The organism is Bacteroidota bacterium (assembly GCA_039714315.1).
Lineage (GTDB): Bacteria > Bacteroidota > Bacteroidia > Flavobacteriales > JADGDT01 > JADGDT01.
In genome coordinates this window covers 31541-52919 of sequence record JBDLJM010000004.1, presented here as the reverse complement: position 1 = coordinate 52919, position 21379 = coordinate 31541, and the positions used below count along the sequence as shown (strand labels likewise).

The 21379-nt window shown below is 35.2% G+C and carries 19 protein-coding genes; 9 read left to right on the top strand and 10 right to left on the bottom strand.

The features are described from left to right. The first annotated feature begins 353 nt into the window (after positions 1-353). Together fsa and ABFR62_01310 are read left to right on the top strand one after the other, a co-directional pair. Complete coding sequence (fsa, locus tag ABFR62_01315; protein MEN8137049.1) at positions 354-1010, top strand: fructose-6-phosphate aldolase; 657 nt, start codon at positions 354-356, stop codon at positions 1008-1010. Positions 1011-1182: 172 nt separating this feature from the next. Then, positions 1183-1806, top strand: coding sequence for an L-threonylcarbamoyladenylate synthase (locus tag ABFR62_01310; GenBank protein MEN8137048.1), 624 nt, complete (start codon positions 1183-1185; stop codon positions 1804-1806). A gap of 23 nt (positions 1807-1829) precedes the next feature. Here ABFR62_01310 and ABFR62_01305 read toward each other — a convergent pair whose 3' ends face one another. Further along, the gene (locus tag ABFR62_01305; protein MEN8137047.1) at positions 1830-2813 is read right to left on the bottom strand and encodes a phosphatase domain-containing protein; all 984 of its coding nucleotides are present in this window, start codon (positions 2811-2813) and stop codon (positions 1830-1832) included. 151 nt (positions 2814-2964) lie between these two features. Here ABFR62_01305 and ABFR62_01300 point away from each other — a divergent pair, with 151 nt between their 5' ends. After that, the gene (locus ABFR62_01300) at positions 2965-3834 is read left to right on the top strand and encodes a diacylglycerol kinase family protein (GenBank protein ID MEN8137046.1); all 870 of its coding nucleotides are present in this window, start codon (positions 2965-2967) and stop codon (positions 3832-3834) included. Positions 3835-3956: 122 nt separating this feature from the next. Beyond that, positions 3957-5594: an ABC-F family ATP-binding cassette domain-containing protein gene (locus tag ABFR62_01295; protein MEN8137045.1), complete on the top strand. Its 1638-nt coding sequence runs from the start codon at positions 3957-3959 to the stop codon at positions 5592-5594. Positions 5595-5692: 98 nt separating this feature from the next. Here ABFR62_01295 and ABFR62_01290 read toward each other — a convergent pair whose 3' ends face one another. From ABFR62_01290 to miaB, 9 genes are all read right to left on the bottom strand, one after another. Then, a complete protein-coding gene (locus ABFR62_01290; protein MEN8137044.1) occupies positions 5693-6067 on the bottom strand; it encodes a diacylglycerol kinase family protein in 375 nt (124 codons plus the stop codon). Between the two features lie 81 nt (positions 6068-6148). Next, the gene (locus ABFR62_01285; GenBank protein MEN8137043.1) at positions 6149-6814 is read right to left on the bottom strand and encodes a porin family protein; all 666 of its coding nucleotides are present in this window, start codon (positions 6812-6814) and stop codon (positions 6149-6151) included. A gap of 327 nt (positions 6815-7141) precedes the next feature. Further along, the gene (gene groL / locus ABFR62_01280; GenBank protein ID MEN8137042.1) at positions 7142-8776 is read right to left on the bottom strand and encodes a chaperonin GroEL; all 1635 of its coding nucleotides are present in this window, start codon (positions 8774-8776) and stop codon (positions 7142-7144) included. Between the two features lie 89 nt (positions 8777-8865). After that, the gene (locus tag ABFR62_01275; GenBank protein ID MEN8137041.1) at positions 8866-9132 is read right to left on the bottom strand and encodes a co-chaperone GroES; all 267 of its coding nucleotides are present in this window, start codon (positions 9130-9132) and stop codon (positions 8866-8868) included. 133 nt (positions 9133-9265) lie between these two features. After that, positions 9266-9616 carry a preprotein translocase subunit SecG gene (secG, locus tag ABFR62_01270; GenBank protein ID MEN8137040.1) on the bottom strand — a complete coding sequence of 117 codons (351 nt, stop codon included), beginning with the start codon at positions 9614-9616 and terminating at the stop codon, positions 9266-9268. Positions 9617-9649: 33 nt separating this feature from the next. Next, complete coding sequence (locus ABFR62_01265; protein MEN8137039.1) at positions 9650-10450, bottom strand: hypothetical protein; 801 nt, start codon at positions 10448-10450, stop codon at positions 9650-9652. Further along, positions 10450-10974: an LptE family protein gene (locus tag ABFR62_01260; protein ID MEN8137038.1), complete on the bottom strand. Its 525-nt coding sequence runs from the start codon at positions 10972-10974 to the stop codon at positions 10450-10452. Before ABFR62_01260 ends, ABFR62_01265 begins: the two co-directional genes overlap by 1 nt. 131 nt (positions 10975-11105) lie before the next feature. Beyond that, positions 11106-12374, bottom strand: a complete 1269-nt coding sequence (locus ABFR62_01255) for a sigma-54 dependent transcriptional regulator (protein ID MEN8137037.1) — start codon at positions 12372-12374, stop codon at positions 11106-11108. An 89-nt stretch (positions 12375-12463) separates the two neighbouring features. Beyond that, positions 12464-13909, bottom strand: a complete 1446-nt coding sequence (miaB, locus tag ABFR62_01250) for a tRNA (N6-isopentenyl adenosine(37)-C2)-methylthiotransferase MiaB (protein ID MEN8137036.1) — start codon at positions 13907-13909, stop codon at positions 12464-12466. A 590-nt stretch (positions 13910-14499) separates the two neighbouring features. On the opposite strand from miaB, the gene topA reads away from it, so the two are divergent. The 5 genes from topA (at position 14500) to gldL (ending at position 21363) form a co-directional block, all read left to right on the top strand. Beyond that, positions 14500-16869, top strand: a complete 2370-nt coding sequence (gene topA, locus ABFR62_01245) for a type I DNA topoisomerase (GenBank protein ID MEN8137035.1) — start codon at positions 14500-14502, stop codon at positions 16867-16869. Next, positions 16869-18032 (top strand): formimidoylglutamase, encoded by a 1164-nt coding sequence (locus ABFR62_01240; GenBank protein MEN8137034.1) that lies wholly within the window; start codon positions 16869-16871, stop codon positions 18030-18032. Before topA ends, ABFR62_01240 begins: the two co-directional genes overlap by 1 nt. Before the next feature lie 74 nt (positions 18033-18106). Continuing rightward, a complete protein-coding gene (locus ABFR62_01235; GenBank protein MEN8137033.1) occupies positions 18107-19045 on the top strand; it encodes a PorP/SprF family type IX secretion system membrane protein in 939 nt (312 codons plus the stop codon). 93 nt (positions 19046-19138) lie between these two features. Next, positions 19139-20485 carry a gliding motility lipoprotein GldK gene (gene gldK, locus ABFR62_01230; protein MEN8137032.1) on the top strand — a complete coding sequence of 449 codons (1347 nt, stop codon included), beginning with the start codon at positions 19139-19141 and terminating at the stop codon, positions 20483-20485. A gap of 56 nt (positions 20486-20541) precedes the next feature. After that, positions 20542-21363 carry a gliding motility protein GldL gene (gene gldL / locus ABFR62_01225; protein ID MEN8137031.1) on the top strand — a complete coding sequence of 274 codons (822 nt, stop codon included), beginning with the start codon at positions 20542-20544 and terminating at the stop codon, positions 21361-21363. Positions 21364-21379 lie beyond the last annotated feature (16 nt).

Sequence of the window (21379 nt, the reverse complement as noted above, 5' to 3'; positions counted from 1 at the left end):
TGCCCGGGGTAAATTGTTTTTAAAGTCAGGTAAAAATAAAGAGAGAGAATGTTATTATACCAAATGAATTTCAGAATGCTCTATTGAAATCAAAGTGTTTTCGGTTTTAAAAAGATAAAATTGAAAACCTGCCTGCCGTCAGTCAGGGACAAAGAATTGCGAAGCACATCATGAGGGCAATTGAAAATTGACTCTCCCGAATAATTTACAGGGCATTTTGATGTGCATTTGGTATTAATTGTTATTTTAGCCTGTCATTTCAAAAAATCTAATTAATTATTGATAATTACAATTATTAAAGATTAGTTTGAAATGAATAATTCAAAAATAATAACCAAACAAAATAAATTAAGATGAAGTTTTTCATAGACACAGCCAACTTAGAGCAAATAAAAGAAGCTGAAGAATTAGGGGTATTAGACGGTGTTACTACAAATCCTTCATTGATGGCGAAAGAAGGTATTACAGGAGCTGATAATATTATAAATCACTACAAGCAAATTTGCGAAATTGTAGATGGTGATGTTAGTGCTGAGGTAATTGCTACCGACTTTGAAGGTATGATTAGGGAAGGAGAGGAGCTGGCAAACCTTCATCCAAATATCGTAGTTAAAGTTCCAATGATTAAGGAAGGAATCAGAGCAATCAAATATTTTAGCTCGAAAGGAATAAGAACTAACTGTACATTGGTTTTTTCTGTAGGTCAGGCACTTTTAGCGGCAAAAGCGGGAGCAACTTATGTTTCGCCATTTATCGGTAGATTAGATGATATTTCAACAGATGGGTTACACCTGATTGAAGAAATCAGAATGGTTTATGATAACTATGGTTATGAAACTCAGATATTAGCTGCTTCTGTTCGTCATACAATGCATATTATTGAGTGTGCAAAAATTGGATCAGATGTTATAACTGCTCCGATAGGTGCAATTGTAGGTTTATTGAAGCATCCTTTAACTGATAGCGGTTTGGCTCAGTTTTTAGCGGATTATAGCAAAGGAAATAAATAAATGATATAGAAGAGTGCCGAAAGGCACTCTTTTTTACTTTTATCCAATTATTTTTTTAGATAGAAAAAAATTAATCCTCCTATAATTTTAATCTGTAATTGGTTTTAGTATTTTTTTGGTAAATTAGTGATGTTGTTACTGAAAAGGCGGGTAAACAAACTAACAAATTTTTATGGCTGAAATCGTTAAAATATATCCTGAAAACCCTAACCAACGGGAAATTGAAAAGGTTGTAAATGTATTGCGCAAAGGAGGAGTGATAATTTACCCTACTGATACAATTTATGGTTTAGGTTGCGATATTACCAAAAATAAAGCTATGGAGAGAGTTGCCCGGATTAGAGGTGTAAAACTTGCCAAATCAAATTTCTCTTTTGTATGTCACGATCTTAGTCATTTATCAGACTATACTAAACAAATAGATAATAGCACTTACAAACTTCTAAAAAGAACTCTTCCGGGGCCTTTTACTTATATTTTAGATGGGAATAATAACCTTCCGAAGGTCTTTAAAGCCAAAAAAACAGTTGGTATTCGTGTTCCTGATAATAATATTGCAAGGGAACTTGTAAGAGAGTTGGGCAATCCAATAGTTTCTACATCTATACACGATGAAGATGAGATTATTGAATATACAACAGACCCTGAACTGATAGCCGAAAAGTATGATAAGCTTGTAGATATAGTAATCGACGGAGGATATGGTATGAATGTGGCTTCAACAATTGTTGATTTAACAGGCGGAGAGATAGAGATTGTAAGGGAAGGTTTGGGAGATGTAGAGCTGCTTTATTAGAGGAAGTTTCTAATGGTCACATTTTAAAATTCAATAGTTTCTATAAAGTTTTTTACAGGTTTGTTTTCTGAGTAGTGCAGGAATGGAATTCCAGTTTTTTTCAGTTCATTTTCATATTTTATTAAAGTCTCTCTTCGTTTCGAATTAGTAATGTCTCTAATTAATACTGCAATTATTCGGTTTGGGTAAGTTGATGCAATTAGTCTGTAGATTTCCGGATCACCCTGACCGCTATCACCAACTAAAATGAATTTTTTCGTAGGGAATAACTCCAGGATATTTATTATACGCCCTATTTTATGTCTGTATTTAATTTCAAACTCTTTGTGATACCTCACTCTGAATATATTTTTGTAGTTCTTTATACGCTTTAAAAAAACAGGTCCGTTTGGAAGGTTATTTATCCTTAGCATCCATTTTATTAACAGATACAGGTTTGTTTCGGAGTTGGAAACATAAAAAAACTGACACCCCTTTGAATCAAGCGTTTCGAATAGTTCTTTTGTTTCTGTAACTATTTTTCTTGAATATGCATTTTTTAAGCCCACCAAGGCAGTTTTTTTTAGTTTGTTTGTTGAGTGGGAAACAATAATAGTATCGTCAATATCACTTAATACACCTGTTTCAAATTCTTTGTTATTGATTAGCAATGAGGACAGGCCAATGTCTCTGTTTATGTATATTTGGGAATTTCCAAGAAAGAATTTTACTTCATTTAATTTTTCAATATTTGTATCTCCAATTTCAATATCTATGTTGAAGTAACCGTATTTATCAAGGTGGGCTAAGTATTTGTTGTTATTTAGGATTATTTCTAAAACTCTATTTGTTTTTTTTATCTTAACAGGAGTGTATAGTTGGAAAGTCCTTTTTAAGTTTCTCCAAATACTATCTGTAGGTTTACTAATATTTCCCGAACCTGAAACATGAAGAATCTGTCCTTCGAAATATATTTTATCGGCAGTTCTTATGCCTTGAAATGGAAATATGTAAGGAGTTCTAGCCACTTATTGATAAGTTTTTTATCAAATTTACAAAAACTATAACAAGTAAAAAGCTTGTGATGTTGTATTTTTAAATATAGATATAGGCAAAAAAAAGTATCAGAATAATATATTAAATAATTAACTTGTAAACTGTGAAATATAAAATGTTGAAATGAAAATACTTTTTTTCATAAATCCAATATCAGGCGGAATTGATAAGTCGGAAGTTGTAGAGGATATTAAGTCTCTCTGCGAACTCCACCATATCAATTTTAAAACATATTTTACGAAAAAGGTTAACAATAGTGATTTATCTGTTTTATTGAGTGAATTTATTCCCGATAGAATTGTTGTAGTGGGAGGTGATGGTACAATGAATTGTGCCGTCCAAAAAATGGCTTATTTAGGGGTTCCTTTCGGACTAATATCGTTGGGGTCGGCAAATGGAACTGCAAAAGAAGTTTCGCTGTCAACAAATAGTTTAGATGCCCTTACGGATGCTGTTTTTTCCAATAAATTTATAAATTCGGATGTAATTAAAATAAATGGAAGATTATGTGTGCATTTGGCTGATATAGGAACCAATGCCGAAATAGTCAGTAATTTTGAACGTGAGCCGGAACGAGGATTTATGGCTTATGCAAAGCATCTGATAGCTGCTATGGTAGATAGTAAAGAAAAGGATTTTATAATCGAATCAAATGGCATAAAATATACCTGGAGGGGTTACATGCTTTCATTTGCAAATGCCTCAAAATATGGCTCAGGAATAATTATCAATCCGGGAGGAAGTATATCAGACGGATATTTCGAGCTATGTAATATAAAGGATTTTTCGATTGAAGCTATTTTGATGATGGGACTTAGCAAAATTTCGGAAGAGTTGCCTCTACTTGATTATATTCAACAGGTAAAAACAAAAGAAGCTATTGTAACAACTAATGAACCTTATTTGCTACAAATTGATGGCGAAATTATCGGTGAGTTTTCAAAGTTTGAAGTTCGTATATATGAGAACTATTTCAGATTTGTAGTTCCGTAGAATTTTTAATTCTTAAAAAGATCCGAATTATCTTTCTTCGTCATAAATTCATTTAGCTTCAGAATATTTCTTTGCAGTTATTGTGTTTTGTTTAGTTTTGCATTTTTAAAAATAGATGCAATATGATTTCTGTAGATGGGATAGGAGTAGAGTTTAGTGGTCATACTTTGTTTAGCGATGTTTCTTTTGCTATTAATGAGAATGACAAAATAGCCCTGATGGGTAAAAATGGTGCCGGAAAATCGACTATGATGAAAATTATAGCAGGTGCACAAAAGGCAACAAAGGGAAGTATAAGACACCCTCAGGACAGTGTAATTGCATATTTACCACAACATTTATTAACTGAAGATAATTGTACTGTTTTTGAGGAAGCATCAAAAGCCTATAGTCATATTTTTAAGCTGCGCGACGAAATAGACAGTCTAAATAAGGAGTTGGAAACCCGGACAGATTACGAGTCGGACACCTACATGTCTATTATTGAAAAAGTAAGTGATTTAGGCGAGAAGTATTACTCTATCGAAGAGATTAATTACGATGCGGAGGTAGAGAAAGCATTATTTGGTTTAGGTTTTAAAAGAGAGGATTTTAAACAGCAAACAAATGAGTTTAGCGGTGGATGGAGAATGAGAATTGAGTTGGCTAAAATTCTGTTGAGAAAGCCTGATTTAATTCTTTTGGATGAGCCTACAAATCACATCGATATTGAATCTGTAGTCTGGTTAGAAAACTTTCTTGTCAATAAAGCAAAGGCAGTAATTGTTATATCACACGACAGGGCATTTGTAGATAATATTACCAACAGAACTATTGAGGTAACGATGGGTAAGATCTACGACTATAAAGCTACCTATTCTCATTATCAGCAACTAAGAGCAGAACGTCGGGCACATCAGGTAAAAGCATATCAGGAGCAACAGAAGTTTATAGCCGATAATAAAGCATTTATTGAGCGTTTTAAAGGAACGTATTCTAAAACCAATCAGGTGACATCACGCGAACGTATGCTTGAAAAACTTCAGATAATTGAAATAGATGAAGTAGATAATTCATCTCTGAAACTTAGATTTCCCTCTGCCAGCAGGTCGGGCGATTATCCGGTAATTGCTAAAGAGCTGTCTAAGAGTTATGGAGAAAAAGAAGTGTTTAGAGAGGTGAATATGTCTATCGCCAGAGGTGAAAAAGTATCTTTTGTGGGTAGGAATGGTGAAGGTAAATCAACAATGATTAAAGCCATTATGGGAGAGATCGGGTTTGATGGTAATTGTACTTTAGGGCACAATGCTAAAGTGGGATATTTTGCTCAGAATCAGGCTTCGTTATTAGATCCGGAATTAACAGTTTTCCAGACAGTAGATGAGGTTGCAAAAGGAGATATTAGAACCCAGATAAAGAATATTCTGGGGCGATTTATGTTCGGAGGAGATGATATTGATAAGAAAGTCAGTGTGCTTTCAGGGGGAGAAAGAACCAGACTTGCAATGGTTAAGTTGCTTCTGGAACCGGTAAATGTGTTGATACTGGATGAGCCAACGAATCACCTCGACATGAAATCGAAAGATGTGTTGAAAGAGGCATTATTAGAGTTCGATGGTACGTTGATATTGGTATCTCACGATAGGGATTTTCTTCAGGGCTTATCACAAAAAGTTTTTGAATTCAAGGATGGAAGAGTTATAGAGCACTTCGAAACCATAGATGATTTTTTAGAGAGAAACAGGATGAAGAACCTGAAAGAGATTGATTTGAAAAAGTAGATTAGCAATAATAATCTTTTAGTTTAATAGAATTAATAACTTGGTGTTGCCTGAAAAAGCACCAAGTTTTTTTATTTCCTAATTTAAGCTGGTATTTCTTAACAAAGAGTCAGGATTTTTGGAATAAAAATAATTAGTCCTATAGTCAGTGCGGTAATTGAACTTACTAATACCGCTGCTGCCGACAGATCTTTTATTTTCTTAATAGAACTATTTTTTTCGGGAGATATAAAGTCAGATAAATTTTCAATTACCGAATTAATCAATTCCAGTGTTATTACGAGGCCGATAGCAAAAGTTATAGCAATCCATTCCGGAGTAGAGATGTTAAATAAAAATCCGGCGATTACTATTCCCACAGCAGCTAATAGGTGAATCCGGGAATTGTGTTCCTCTTTTAGTAAAATCTTCAATCCGTTGAATGCAAATCCAAAGCTTTTTATTCTTTTTGATATTGAGAATTTTTGTTTCATATATCGGCTGTTTTTGTTTGGTATTTGCCTATTTCATGCTTAGAGTTAATGCTTATATATTACTTTGGAAGTTTAGATTAATTATTTTTTACGGGATTTAAGGTTCAACAGATATGATAGTGTTACTTCCAGTGTTTGGTTTTTGGAAGCCGAAAAAGGATACTCCTGCGAATTAACTTCGTATTTGAATATATTATTTAAGCTCTGATTAAATCTGGCTTCAATCTGGAAAGTTCCTATGGATGTTTTTCTTACAATTCCAAGTCCGCCGGTGAATCCAAACTCTGTATTATTGCTTAAGGGTTCGTTGTAGTATTTTAACACCTCTTCTTCAACTATAAAGTTTATCTCATCACTTTCAGAAATAAGAAAAGAAACGTAAGTTCCTAGGTTAAATATTAGATTCGTTTTTCCTTCACCAATGTTTATATGGGTCATAATCGGTACCTGAATATAATTTAAGCGTCTTATATAAGTATTTATAGTGTCAAGTTTCTCATTCCATCCGGCTTGCATATAGTTCAACTCCAGCTGAATGCCCAGCTTTCTTTCCGATTTATGTTTGAAAACTATGCCGCCGAGGTATCCGTAATTTAAATTTTGTTCTATTGGCAGATCAAATGCCACCCTGGATATGTTACCTCCTAATTTTATGCCGATACTGCTTTCCGGTTTAAAAGAATTTTGGGCGTTTACTGCTGTGGTAATTGTGAAAAATATAATAGCAAGTATGAAATATTGTTTCATTTTAGTTTTTCAAGTTTGTGTTAATTAATGGAATTAGGAGTACAAAGTTAAGTAAATATTGTAATGATTATTTAAAGAAGAAAGATAAAAGAGGAAAGAAAAAAGAGGAAAGAAAAAAGATACCTGCCTGCGTGACTCAGTCAGGCAGGAAAGAGGAGAGATAAAAGAAGAAGGATATCTGCCTGCGTGACGCAGTCAGGCAGGAAAGAGATAAAAGCCTGTCGCACTCTGAGTGGAAAAAAATAGAGTCGTAAAAAAGCCGGAACATCTTTCGATATTCCGGCTTCATTTTTTATGAACACATTAACTCATTTTATCATTTTCTGATTACATCATTCCCGGCATACCGCCACCACCCATTGGAGGCATTGGCATTGGCTCGTCTGATTTTATATCTGAGATTGTGGCTTCTGTAGTAAGAATCATTCCCGAAACTGAAGCTGCATTTTGCAATGCTATACGTGTCACTTTAGTAGGGTCGATAATTCCTGCCTCAAGCATGTTTACGTATTTATCAGTTTTAGCATTGAAACCGAAATTACCTTCACCTTCCGAAATTTTATTCACAACAACCGATCCTTCACCACCTGCATTGCTTACAATTTGGCGTAGAGGTTCTTCAATTGCTCTGTTGATAATAGCAACACCTGTAGCTTCATCGTCGTTTTCGGTTTTGATATTTTCTAGAGAAACTTTCGTTCTAACTAATGCAACACCACCTCCGGCAACAATACCTTCTTCAACGGCTGCTCTAGTAGCGTGTAGTGCGTCGTCTACACGGTCTTTTTTCTCTTTCATCTCTATTTCCGAAGCAGCACCAACATATAGCACAGCAACACCTCCGGCTAGTTTAGCCAAACGTTCCTGAAGTTTTTCTCTGTCGTAATCAGAAGTTGTAGATTCTATTTGAGCTTTAATCTGATTTACTCTTGTTTGAATCTGTTCTTCTTTACCGTTACCGTTTACAATAGTAGTGTTGTCTTTGTCGATAGTGATTTTTTCGGCAGTACCAAGCATTTCAATTGTAGCGTTTTCTAAAGTGAAACCTCTTTCTTCAGAAATAACTGTACCACCTGTAAGAGTAGCTATATCTTCTAGCATAGCTTTTCTTCTGTCGCCAAATCCCGGAGCTTTTACAGCTGCAATTTTAAGCGAACCGCGTATTTTATTTACTACCAGTGTAGATAATGCTTCTCCATCAATATCCTCAGCAATTAACAGAAGAGGTTTTCCTGTTTGAGCAACCGGTTCAAGAATTGGCATAAGTTCTTTCATGGTCGAAATTTTCTTGTCGTACAGTAAAATGAACGGATTGTCCAGGTCAGCTTCCATTTTGTCTGCATTAGTAACAAAGTATGGTGAAAGATATCCTCTGTCGAACTGCATACCTTCAACAACATCAACATGAGTTTCTGTTCCTTTAGCTTCTTCAACAGTGATTACACCTTCTTTGCCAACTTTACCCATCGCTTCGGCAATAAGTTTACCAACAGAGTTATCGTTGTTAGCAGAGATTGAAGCAACCTGCTCAATTTTATCAGATGAAGAACCAACTTCTTCAGACTGGTTTTCAAGGTTTTTTACAATTGCAGAAACAGCTTTGTCTATGCCTCTTTTTAGATCCATCGGATTAGCTCCTGCAGCTACGTTTTTCAAACCTTCTTTTACGATAGCCTGAGCCAAAACAGTAGCGGTTGTAGTTCCGTCACCTGCTTCGTCGTTAGTTTTTGAAGCAACTTCTTTTACCATTTGAGCGCCCATATCCTCAATAGGATCTTCTAACTCAATTTCTTTAGCTACAGAAACACCATCTTTTGTAATTGTAGGTCCTCCAAACGATTTAGCTATAACAACATTTCTACCTTTTGGTCCTAATGTAACTTTTACAGCATTTGCCAGAGCATCAACACCTCTTTTGAGTCCGTCTCTTGCTTCGATATCAAATTTTATTTCTTTTGCCATGATCTTATCTTTTATCTTTTGTCTTTTGTCTTTTGTCTTTCCTGCCTGACTGAGTCACGCAGGCAGGCATCTTTTGTCTTTCCCTTTTCCTATATAATCGCCAATATTTCCGATTCCTGCATTATCAGATATTCAGTACTTTCGTGAGTTACTTCTGTACCTGCAAATTTTGCATAAATTACGGTATCACCAACCTTAACCGTTAAATTTTCATCGTTTCCTATGGCAATAACTTTACCCTGTGAAGGTTTTTCTTTTGCATTATCGGGAATAAATATTCCTGAAGCAGTTTTTGTTTCAGCTGCAGTAGGCTCTATAAGCACTCTGTCAGCAAGTGGTTTTATACTCATGTAAATTAGTTTTAACTTTGCTACAAATGCATTGTTGACAGAAATTGTGCCAATTATTTTTTGTCAGATTTAATACAAAAAATAATGCCGACTTGTCATTAAGTCGGCATTTAATTAAGATATTTTGTCAGGTTCGAAATTATTTCGATTCCTCTGTCTTCTCTTGTTCAACTGGTTCAGCAACAGGAGTGTTTACCTGTGGAGCATCATCAAGTACATTTTTAAGCTCTGTCTGATCCTGAATGTTTGTATTGTTTCTTGGAATTACAAAATTCGAAACCAGAATAAATGCAACAAGAGCAGCAGCTAGTGTCCATGTACTTTTTTCAAGGAAATCGTTAGTTTGCTTAACTCCTCCAAGCATTTGACCTCCGCCACCGCCGAAAGAAGAACTTAGTCCTCCTCCTTTAGGGTTTTGAACCATGATAACAAGGATTAAAAGTAATGATACAATTAGTATCAAAATCGCAAATAGTGTATAAGCATTCATAAGTTAATAAAATTTTCTTTTTCTAATATCGCTCTAATATTCGGACAATTTTTTTATTGACCTTATACGGTCGGCAAAGAAACCACTTTTTTCCGGATATTTCAAGCCTAAAATCTTATAAGCTTTAATAGCCTTAGAATATTTTTTTTGTTCAACATAAACCTGGGCTAAAGTCTCGGTCATCCAACCGTCATTTTCCTTAGTGCTCGATAGTGCTATATTACCCGAAACAGCTTCATCCTTTGGTACTGGCCTAAGTTTTGGATTACTGTCGATGAATTTGTCTATAAGGTCAAAATTTGACTTTTTATCACTGTCAATTTTTTTATTCTGTTTAGATAATTCATGTTTTTCAGCTATTTTTTCATCAATAGTTCTATGGATTTGACGAACATTTGACAGTTGTAACCATTCGTTAAACGAAAATTTGTCATCCTCTGAGAAGTTTAAAGTGTCATGAACAGGTTTCGGTTCGGTTTCAATTTTCTTCTCCTCTTTTTTATTGATGCTAATATTTTCGGAAGCTTTAATGGCTTCCTGCAACTTATCTTTCTTTTCTGTTTTTTGAGAGCTTTCTGCTTCCTGAAGGATGTTTTCTTCAGGCTCTTTTGTAATGTATTCAAACAGTACCGTTCTGTCGCTTACATAGGCCGCTGTTGTTTTTAAATACGAGTTGAATCGAAAATTATTGTTTAATTTCAGGTTTTTCAGATACAACATTCTTGCGCTTTGGAAATAGGGGAAGTTTTCCAATACGGTATCCAGCTGTTTCAAATCTATGTTTGCCACAGCCTTTTCGTTAGAAAGTAGTTGTATGAAATCTTTTGTGTTCATTACCAGTTTGCCACCGATTCGTTAAATATATTTTCAAAAATTCGTTCCAGTATCAAATTTACCAATTCATCTTCGAACGATCCCGAAAGCTGCTCGTTTGCACTAAAGTCTTCGTAGTGCGAAAATGATTTTTCAAAATTCTGTTCTTCGTCCTTATTGTTGTAAAACCTAACTTTTACTGCAATTGTTAAACGGTTTTGTGCTGCTTTTGATTCTGCTGTAGTAGCCGATGGAGTTATCCTGTATTCTGTAATTTCACCTTCAAACTGCAAATCTCCATCATTGTTAGCTAAGCTTAAATTTGTTTGATTCAAAAACAAATCCTGTAAACCCTGAGTGAATGTCTGCGATAAAGCCGGATTAACCAATTGTGCATAATTAGGGAATTCATCAATCTGAACAGTTTTAACATCAGGAGAAATAGAGGCCCCTGTGAAAGAATATATTCCGCATGATTGCAATGAAGTAAGTAATATTATTACTGCTATTATTGTTTTGGGAATATTAGGTATTATTTTTTTCACTATTTTATTTTTTTCGAATGTAGTAAATTATAATGTATATATAATGAAATATTTAGTCTGTTTAGAGCTAGGGTTAAAAGTGCCTAGAGTTAAAAGTATTCAAAACTCCAAGTATTCATAACTCCATTAACTTACAAATCAAATTGTTTAATTTTTCGATACAATGTTCGTTCCGAAATCCCCAGTTCTCTTGCCGCATCCTTTCTTTTGCCTTTATGTTTTTCGAGAGATCTTTTAATAAGTTCAATTTCTTTGTCTACAAGCGATAAGCTATCCGATTCTTCTATATCTATGATATGTTGTGTTTCGTCGTAGAACTCATTATCATTTTTATTTTCATATTCAATCGGTAATGTGTTTGCCACATGGATTAAAGCTGTAGATTTCGAGGAATCACTTTCTTCTTTTTCTTCTTTAAAGAGTTTGGTTATCAGTTCATGGTTTTTTTCGTAAAAAGCCGGATTTTGATTCTCTTTTAAAAATTCAAGAGTTAATTGTTTTAGGTCGTCTATTTGCGATCTTAATTCGAAAAGAATATTGTAAAGCATATTCCTTTCGTTGGAGAAAGCATCATTTTTTTCTTCAGAACCGGTTACTGTAGGATAATTGTGTTGTTTTGTTTCAGGTAAATAATGGATTAGAATTTCCGGTGTTATCAGCCGGCTTTTTTCTACAACCGATATTTGTTCTGCAAAATTTCTAAGTTGCCTGATGTTTCCAGGCCATCTAAATTCTTCGAGAACCTTAACAGCATCCGGGTCGAGTCTTAATATTGGCATTCTGTATTTTTCGGCAAAATCAACAGCGAATTTTCTGAACAATAAATGAATGTCTTCTTTTCGTTCCCTTAAAGGAGGAAGATGAATTTCTATCGTATTAAGTCTGTAAAAAAGATCTTCTCTGAATTTCTGTTTGTGTACAGCTTCTGCCATGTTAAGGTTTGTAGCTGCAATAATTCTAACGTTGGTTTTTTGAATGTTTGAAGAGCCAACTTTCATAAATTCGCCCGTTTCTAATATTCGCAGAAGTCTAACCTGCGTAGTGAGCGGCAATTCTCCAACTTCATCCAGAAATATAGTCCCGCTGTCTGCGACTTCAAAATACCCTTTTCTGGTGGTTGTAGCACCCGTAAATGCACCCTTTTCATGTCCAAATAGTTCACTGTCGATAGTTCCTTCGGGGATTGCTCCACAGTTTACGGCTATGTAGGGCCCGTGTTTACGGTGCGAAAGTTGGTGTATTATTTTCGGGATACTTTCCTTACCAACACCACTTTCTCCGGTTATTAATACCGATATATCCGTAGGCGAAATTTGTATGGCTTTATCGATGGCCCTGTTCATGCCATAGTTATTGCCGATAATTTCAAATCGTCTTTTTATTTCCTGTATTGTTGGCATATTATGAGTTCAAAGTCTGCTGCGTTTTGTGTGGTTCAAAGTTCATAGGGTTTGTTCTATGAACTTTGAACAGAAATATATGAACTAAGTTAGTTATTTTCCGAATATCCTACAGCAACACCTTTTAAGGTTGCAGTAGTAGCTTCTTTTATCTCAACATTTACAAAATCACCAACTTTGTAATTTTCTTTTGGGAAAACCACAACAGAGTTTTGTGAAGTTCTGCCCTGCCATTCTTTATCGGAACGTTTAGAGTCGTTTTCTATTAAAACTTCATGAACTTTACCAATTTGTTGTTGATGCCTGTAATGCGAGTGTTTATTTTGTAAATCTATAACTTCAGCTAATCTACGTTTTTTTACTTCCAGTGGAATATCATCTTCCATAGTTTTAGCAGCGCCGGTTCCAGGACGTTCAGAGTATGCAAACATATATCCGAATCCGTATTTTACATATTCCATCAGGCTCAATGTATCCTTGTGATCTTCTTCGGTCTCTGTTGGAAAACCGCTAATCAAATCATGAGAGATAACACAGTCGGGAATCAATTCCTTTATTTTGTCGATCTTCTCCATATACTCTTCACGAGAATGTTGACGATTCATCGCTTTTAAAATCCGTGTACTACCCGATTGAACCGGAAGGTGAATGTAATTACAGATATTGCGGTGTTTTGCTATAGCGTGAATAACATCCATCGACATATCGTGCGGGTTTGAGGTAGCAAACCTTATTCTCATTTTAGGTACTGCATTAGCTACCATGTCTAACAGTTGACCAAAGCGAAGAGCTTCTTTTTGTGCTTTATCATCAGCTTTGTGGAAGTCTTTTTTTGCTCCTCCGCCATACCATAAGTAAGAGTCTACATTCTGCCCTAAAAGAGTAATTTCTTTGTACCCCTGATGCCAAAGACCTTTTATTTCCTTCAAAATAGTTTCAGGATCTCTACTTCTTTCACGTCCTCTTGTATAAGGTACTACACAGAATGTGCACATGTTGTCGCAGCCTCTTGTAATAGAAACAAAGGCCGTTACGCCATTTCCTCCCAATCTGATTGGTTTAATGTCAGCATACGTTTCTTCCAAAGAAAGTTGAACATTAACCGCATCTCTACCACTTTGTACTTCTTTAACAAGATTTGGCAAATCTTTATAGGCATCAGGTCCTACTACCATGTCTACAATTTTCTCTTCTTCCAGAAACTGTACTTTCAAACGTTCGGCCATACATCCCATAACACCTACTTTCATGTTGGGGTTATATTTTTTCTGTACAGTTTTGTATTGTCCAAGTCGTTTTCTGATAGTCTGCTCTGCTTTATCTCTAACCGAACATGTATTTACCAAAACCAAATCGGCATCTTCGAGATTCTGGGTTGTGGAATAACCTTCTTCCTCCATTATAGAAGCTACAATTTCTGAGTCAGAGAAATTCATCTGACAACCGTAACTTTCTATAAATAACTTCTTTTCTCCATTGAGTTTAGAGGTTTTTAAGACCTCGCCCTGCTTGGATTCATCAATCACTTTTTCCATCAAAATTCTATATGTATAATTAACAGTTGGCAAAAATACAATATAAAAGCATAATATGTCAAATTGTCAGGGTCTATTTATTATGTATAATGAATATAAGCTGTTAAGCCGGAAGATAGAATGTTTTCTATGCCTAAAAAACGATTAACTTACTTCTGTAGTTATGGATAATTAAAATATAGTGTAAATTTAGATTTCTAATTTTATTGTTATTGGTGAGTTTTTTATGAATTAAAGTAAGTTCATGTATAGTGCAATATAATTGAAGGTAAAGTAACTTAATAATTGAACTGTCATCTAAAATTGGTCATCATAGTCTCTTTGTGCTTAGGTAAATGACCTATTTTCCCTTCAATATAGTGTGTGGGTAAATTTAATTTTGGAAAAATATAACTTAAAAATAAGTGGTGTTAGATTGATGTTTTTTGTTGTTATAGGCTGAGTGTTAATGAGTAGGTGATGTAATAAAAAATTTCACAGACGAAAAAAAACTATTAATTTAGCAAGAGTTAAAAAAAATTTTGGAAACCAAAAATGGTTTTTTGTTACTTTGTAACCCCAAATATGGGGAAGCTCAAATTACATTTAATATGGCAAAGAATTTAGTGATAGTCGAGTCACCTGCTAAGGCGAAGACAATAGAAGGATTTTTAGGGGAAGATTTTCAGGTAGAATCGAGTTTTGGACATATTAGTGATCTTGTGTCGAAAGACATGGGGATTGATATAGAAAATAATTTCAAACCTATATATGAAATCTCGAAGGATAAGAAGGAGGTTGTAAAAAAACTAAAGAAGTTATCTAAAGCAGCTGATACTGTTTGGTTAGCATCCGATGAGGATCGTGAAGGAGAAGCTATTGCCTGGCATCTGTTTGAGAATTTAAAACTCAAGGAAGATCAAACAAAACGTATTGTTTTTCATGAGATTACAAAGAAGGCCATTACCAGAGCCATCGATAATCCACGTGATATAGATTATAATCTTGTAAATGCACAACAGGCCCGCAGGGTACTGGATAGGTTAGTTGGTTTTGAAATTTCACCTGTGTTATGGCGAAAGATTAAAGCCGGACTTTCGGCAGGTAGAGTACAAAGTGTTGCAGTAAGGCTGATTGTTGAAAGAGAAGAAGGGATAAAAAACTTTAAAGCAGTTTCATCATATAAAGTTGTAGGAGAGTTTTATAATTCAGATAAAAAATTAGTTAAGGCCGAGTACGCATCGAAATTCAATAGTAAAGATGAGGCCTTGAAATTTCTGGAAGGGGCTAATATGAGTGATTTTAAGGTTGATGAGGTTGTTAAAAAACCTGCAAAACGTTCGCCTTCTGCACCATTTACCACCTCAACCCTGCAACAGGAAGCATCCAGGAAATTAGGTTTTGGAGTTTCGAAAACAATGGTTGTTGCACAGCGTTTATACGAATCGGGGTTAATAACCTATATGAGAACTGATAGTTTGAATCTTTCTGATGATGCTATTAATGCTGCTGCTGATAGTATCAGTGAGTTATATGGTTCAGAGTATTCAAATCCACGAAGGTTTGCTACAAAAAATAAAGGAGCACAGGAAGCTCACGAAGCCATCAGACCAACAAGCCTGATGCGTCAGGATGCAGGTGCTGACAGTGATCAGAAACGTTTATACGAACTTATTTGGAAACGTACTATTGCGTCACAAATGAGTGAAGCACAGATAGAGCGTACCACTGCAAAAATATCAGGGACTAAAATTGATAGCGACTTCAATGCAAAAGGAGAGGTTATTAAGTTTGACGGATTTTTAAAAGTTTATCTTGAAGGAACTGATGATGAAGATCAGGAAGAACAAAAAGGAGTATTGCCAAAACTTACGGTTGACGAAATAATGCAGGTAAAAGAAATAGTTGCAAATCAACGATTTTCAAGACCGCCATCAAGATTTACCGAAGCTTCTTTGGTAAAGAAACTTGAAGAACTGGGTATTGGACGTCCGTCAACATATGCACCAACGATTTCTACCATTCAGCGCAGGGAGTATATAGAAAAACTTTTTACTGAAGGAAATCAGCGTGAAGTTGACAGACTAGTACTGAAGGATTCTAAAATTGAGGTTAAGAAGATAAGTGAAGGCTTTGGAGCTGAAAAAGGAAAGCTGGCACCAACCGATATTGGAACTGTAGTAAACGGTTTTTTGGTAGAAAATTTTGAAGATGTTCTGGATTACGGATTCACAAGAAGGGTAGAAGAGGAGTTCGATTCAATTTCTGAAGGTAAGGCACCATGGACAAAGATGATTGGTGAGTTCTATTCAGGGTTTCATAACCAGGTTGAAGATGTAAAAGAAAACTCAGAAAGAGCTTCAGGAGAGAGGATACTTGGAGTAGACAAGGCTTCCGGTAATACAATTCTTGTGCGTATAGGTCGTTATGGACCAATGGCTCAAATAGGGACAACAGAAGAAGTAGAGAAACCAAAATTCGCAAGTTTAAGAAAAGATCAGTCTATATCCACAATTACGGTTGAAGAAGTGATGGATCTGTTTAAACTGCCACGCGATATGGGAACATATGAAGAGAAGAAGGTTGTTGTTGCTATAGGACGTTTTGGACCATATGTTCGTCACGATAGTAAGTTTGTTTCTATAAAAGAAAAAGATGGGGATGATCCTCTAACTATCGAATTATCCCGTTGTATTGAGCTGATAGAAGAGAAACGTCAGGCTGACAGAGAGAAGTTTATTAAGGCTTTTGATGAAGAAGAACCTTTGATTGAGATTTTAAAGGGACGTTGGGGACCATATATCAAAATTGAAAAGAAAAACGTTAAAATTCCTAAAGATACAGATCCTTTAACTTTAACAAGAGAAGACTGTTTGAAATTGGAAAAGGAGTCTGATAAAACAAAAAAAGCCGGAAAAAAAGGAACTAAGAAAGCAGCTCCAAAGAAAGCAACAACCAGTAAAACTGCTAAGAAGAAATAATGATAGAAGATTTTCTTACACCTATTGATGATTCCATTCTTGATTTTTCAAATACTTTACCTGAAACAAGTATTGGACAACATGTTTTGAAGCATACAGCATCAGGCATACCTGATTTACAAAATGTAAAACTTGCTCTTGTGTTTGTTAACGAGGGAAGGTCGGCTGTTGGAAATAATGAAACCGGCCACGGTTTTGATACTGTCAGGAAGTATTTTTACAAGCTGTTTATGGGATCATGGGATGTGAAAATTGCAGATTTAGGTGATTTGTATCCGGGATTTGAAGTTGCTGATACTTATTCGGCCCTCAGAGAAGTGTCTGTATTTCTTTTGAAAAAACAAATTATTCCAATAGTAATAGGAGGGGGACAGGACTTAACTTATGCATCTTATAGAGCGTATGACAGTCTGGAACAAACCGTAAATTTAGTCAGTGTGGATTCCAGATTTAATCTTGGGAATGTTGATGGAAAACTGGATTCAAATTCTTATTTGAGTCATATTATTTTAGGTCAACCCGGTAATCTGTTTAATTATTCAAATATTGGCTATCAAACATACTTCAATTCGCAGGAGGAAATTGATTTAATGGATCAGTTGTATTTCGATGCTATTCGTTTGGGAAATGTAGCTAAAGATATCAGTACTGTTGAGCCTATTTTAAGGGATGCTGATATTGTTAGTGTTGACCTGGGGGCAATAAGACGTAGTGATGCACCTGCAAACAGAAATTCTTCACCAAATGGATTTTATGGGGAGGATTTATGTGCTATTACCCGCTATGCCGGAATCAGTGATAAAGTTTCTTCATTTGGGATTTATGAATATAATGCAGTGTTGGATAGGGAAGGCCAGACCGCTCACTTGATTGCACAGATGATATGGTATTTTGTTGAAGGAGTTGCTTTTAGAGCTGATGATTATCCTTATTGTACAAAAGAAGAATATTATAAATATATCGTTCCTGTAGATAATGAGGAGCTATATTTCTATAAATCTAACAAAACTGACAGGTGGTGGCTGGATGTTCCATTTCCGGATAGTGCAAATTCCAATTATACCAGACATGCCCTAATACCTTGTTCGCATGAGGATTACCTGAAAGCGGCAGACCAGGAGATTCCTGATAGGTGGTGGAAAGCTTATAGAAAATTATTGTAGAAAATAGCTTGTAGGAAAAGAAAAACATTTTATTTATCTTGCTCAGGAAATAGAACTTAACCAATTCTTAAGATTTGAAGCTGAGACTACTTTTAAATGTTGCTTTGTTAATGTTTTTAAACATTAGCATCTTTGCACAACAATCGCCTAATTTAACTCATTTTATGTTTAATAAAAATGTGTTTAATCCATCGACTATTGCCGATGGGGATGAATTGTGTGTTTCTGCATTTTACAGATCGCAGTGGACGGGAATAGATGGAGCACCTGTTTTGATGGGAGTGAATGCAGCAATGCCAAAGCTGACAAAGAATATGGGGGTAGGTTTAGCGGTATATAATGATAAATTAGGGAAATATAATCGTATCCAGATAGAGGGGAATTATGCATATTCGATCTATTTAAAGGATGCGATTTTTAGTATGGGGTTAAAAGTAGGAGTACTGAATATGTCATTGAGCGATTTAAATTTTGTGACTCCGGAAACCGAAGCGGGAAATGACCCGGATATTTTTTACGGAAAAACCAGTTCATGGGCTCCGAATTTCGGTATAGGATTCCAATATATGGCAAAGAAATGGTACGTTGGTTTTTCAATTTTGAACCTTTTAGAACAAAATAATTCGTTTGATGAAGTAATAATCTCTCAAAAAAGACAGTATTACTTTACATCAGGATATACGATAAGATTAAATTCTGCGTTTAAAATAATACCAAATATAATGTTGCGAACTGATATGAGTGCATATCAATTTGATTTAAATGTTAATGCTGAAATATATGAAAACTTGATAGTAGGCAGTACTTATAGATGGCAGGATTCTGCTTCTATCTTGTTAGGGTATAGTCTGTTGGAAGATTTGAAATTGTATTATTCATATGATTTTGGCGTTAATAAAATAGGATCGTTTTCACAAAGTGGCGGTTCGCATGAGTTAAGTGTGAAGTATTGTTTTTCGTTTGCAGAAAAAGTAAAAAAAAGTAAGAAGAATAGGAATGTAAGATTTTTGTAAACTTTTTTTAAATTATGTTGAAAAAGGCAAAAAATATTATAGGTTTACGATTCTTATGGTATCTAACTTAAATAAGGATAAAATCCATTATTCATGAAAAGAATATTTGTATTAGGAATAGCCGCGCTTAGTTTGATAGGTTGTAGTAAAAATCATCGAGGTGAGTTAGTAGGGGCTGAAACAGGAAAGTCTTGGATTCCGGAACAACCATATGGTATGTCATATATACCTGCCGGGTCATTCACAATGGGAGCCGCAGACTACGATGTAGCGTCAACTATGACAGCTCCATCTAAAACGGTATCAGTTGCTTCATTTTATATGGATGAAACTGAAATAACAAATAATGAGTACAGACAATTTGTTCATTGGGTAAGAGACTCATTGGTGAGATATAATCTGGCTATGAGGGCTTATGAAGAAAACCTTACCGACGATGAAGGGTTGGGGTACTATAGGTTTAAAGATGTTGATACGTCTGAAAGTCCGTATTATCAATACTTAATTGATAAGAACGCCAGTGCTATTGATGAATCGGATATGCTTGAAGGCCGTTATTTAGATTGGTCTAAAGAGATTGTTTGGGATGTGAATAGATATCCTAGCATTGAGTATGCAGAGATAATGGACTCAATGTATCTGCCAATGGAAGAGAGGTTCTATGGTGATAGAAATCTTGATTCCAGAAAACTCAAGTATAGATATTACTGGGTAGACCTTCAAAAGGCTATCAAAAAAGGAGGAAATAGAAAAGATTTTGTTCATCAGAAGGAATTAGAGATATATCCCGATACAACTGTATGGGTTAGAGATTTCTCGTATTCTTATAATGAGCCGATGCAAAGAGATTATTTCTGGCATGCTGCCTATAATGATTACCCTGTTGTGGGTGTTTCATTTGATCAGGCTAAGGCTTTTTGTGCCTGGAGAACAAAGTATAAGAACGATTTCTTAAAATCGAATAAGGAGGCTACAATTAATCCTTTCAGACTTCCTACTGAAGCTGAATGGGAGTATGCAGCCAGAGGTGGTCTTGAATATGCAACTTATCCTTGGGGAGGACCTTATGCCGAAGACGACAGAGGTTGCTTCATGGCTAATTTTAAGCCTATGAGAGGTGATTATCTTGCTGATGGGGCTCTTTATACTGTACAGGCAGATGCATATTTCCCTAATGATTACGGTTTGTATAATATGGCCGGTAATGTTTCTGAATGGACAAATACAGCTTATGATGTATCGGCTTATTACTTTGTGTCAACAATGAATCCAAATTACGAAGACACGAACAATAAGAGAAAAGTTATACGAGGTGGATCCTGGAAAGATGTTGCTTACTATTTGCAGGTAAGTACAAGAGATTACGAGTATAAAGATACGGCAAGATCGTTTATAGGCTTCAGAACTGTTCAGAGTTACCAGGGAACAGGAATGCCTTAATAATAAAAAAGAATACACTAAAACAATAATCATTAATACTAAAAAAAACGAATACCATGGCATTTATTGACTTTGATACATTGCAGGGAAAGAAAAGAATGAACTACATCTATAGTTTAGGTGCGGCAGTTGTAATTTTTGGAGCAATGTTTAAAATTCTGCACCTTCCTTATGGAGATTTTATAATTGGAGCAGGACTGTTAACAGAGACATTTATATTTATTGTTTCTGCTTTTGAACCTCAGCACGTTGAATTGAATTGGGAAAGAGTATATCCTGAGTTGGCAGAGAATGCTGATCCAAGTACTTTTGCTAAAAGTAGTGCAAAAGCATCAAGCAATGGAGATATAGAAAAAGCTTTTTCTGATAAATTAGACAGAATATTCGATGATGCTAAGTTTAATGCCGATAAGGTTGAGAAACTTGGAGCTGGAATTGATAAGTTTTCTGAAGCGACAAGAGGTTTAGTAACTGTTGTCGATGCAAACAGAAATGCACAATCATATTCTGATCAGTTGGCTATTGCTGCTAATCATATGAGTACACTTAATACTTATTACGAAACTCATGCTGCGCAGACTTCTGCTCAGGCTGATATTAATAGGTCGTTTATGAAAGCTGCAGAATCTTCAGTAAATTATGGAGATGAGCTTAATAGAGCTGCTGATCAGGTAAAATCGATGAATCAAATGTATAGTGACCAGATCAGTAATATGACCGATCAGGTATCTGCAAGTGGCGATATGGTTAAAAATATTGCTGTATCGGTAGAAGATGCAAAGAAAATGCATGTTCAGGTTAAAGAATTGACAGAAAATCTTTCCTCTCTTAATAATGTATATGGAGGTATGTTATCTGCCATGAATGTTAATAAGTAATAAATAAAGTTACTAA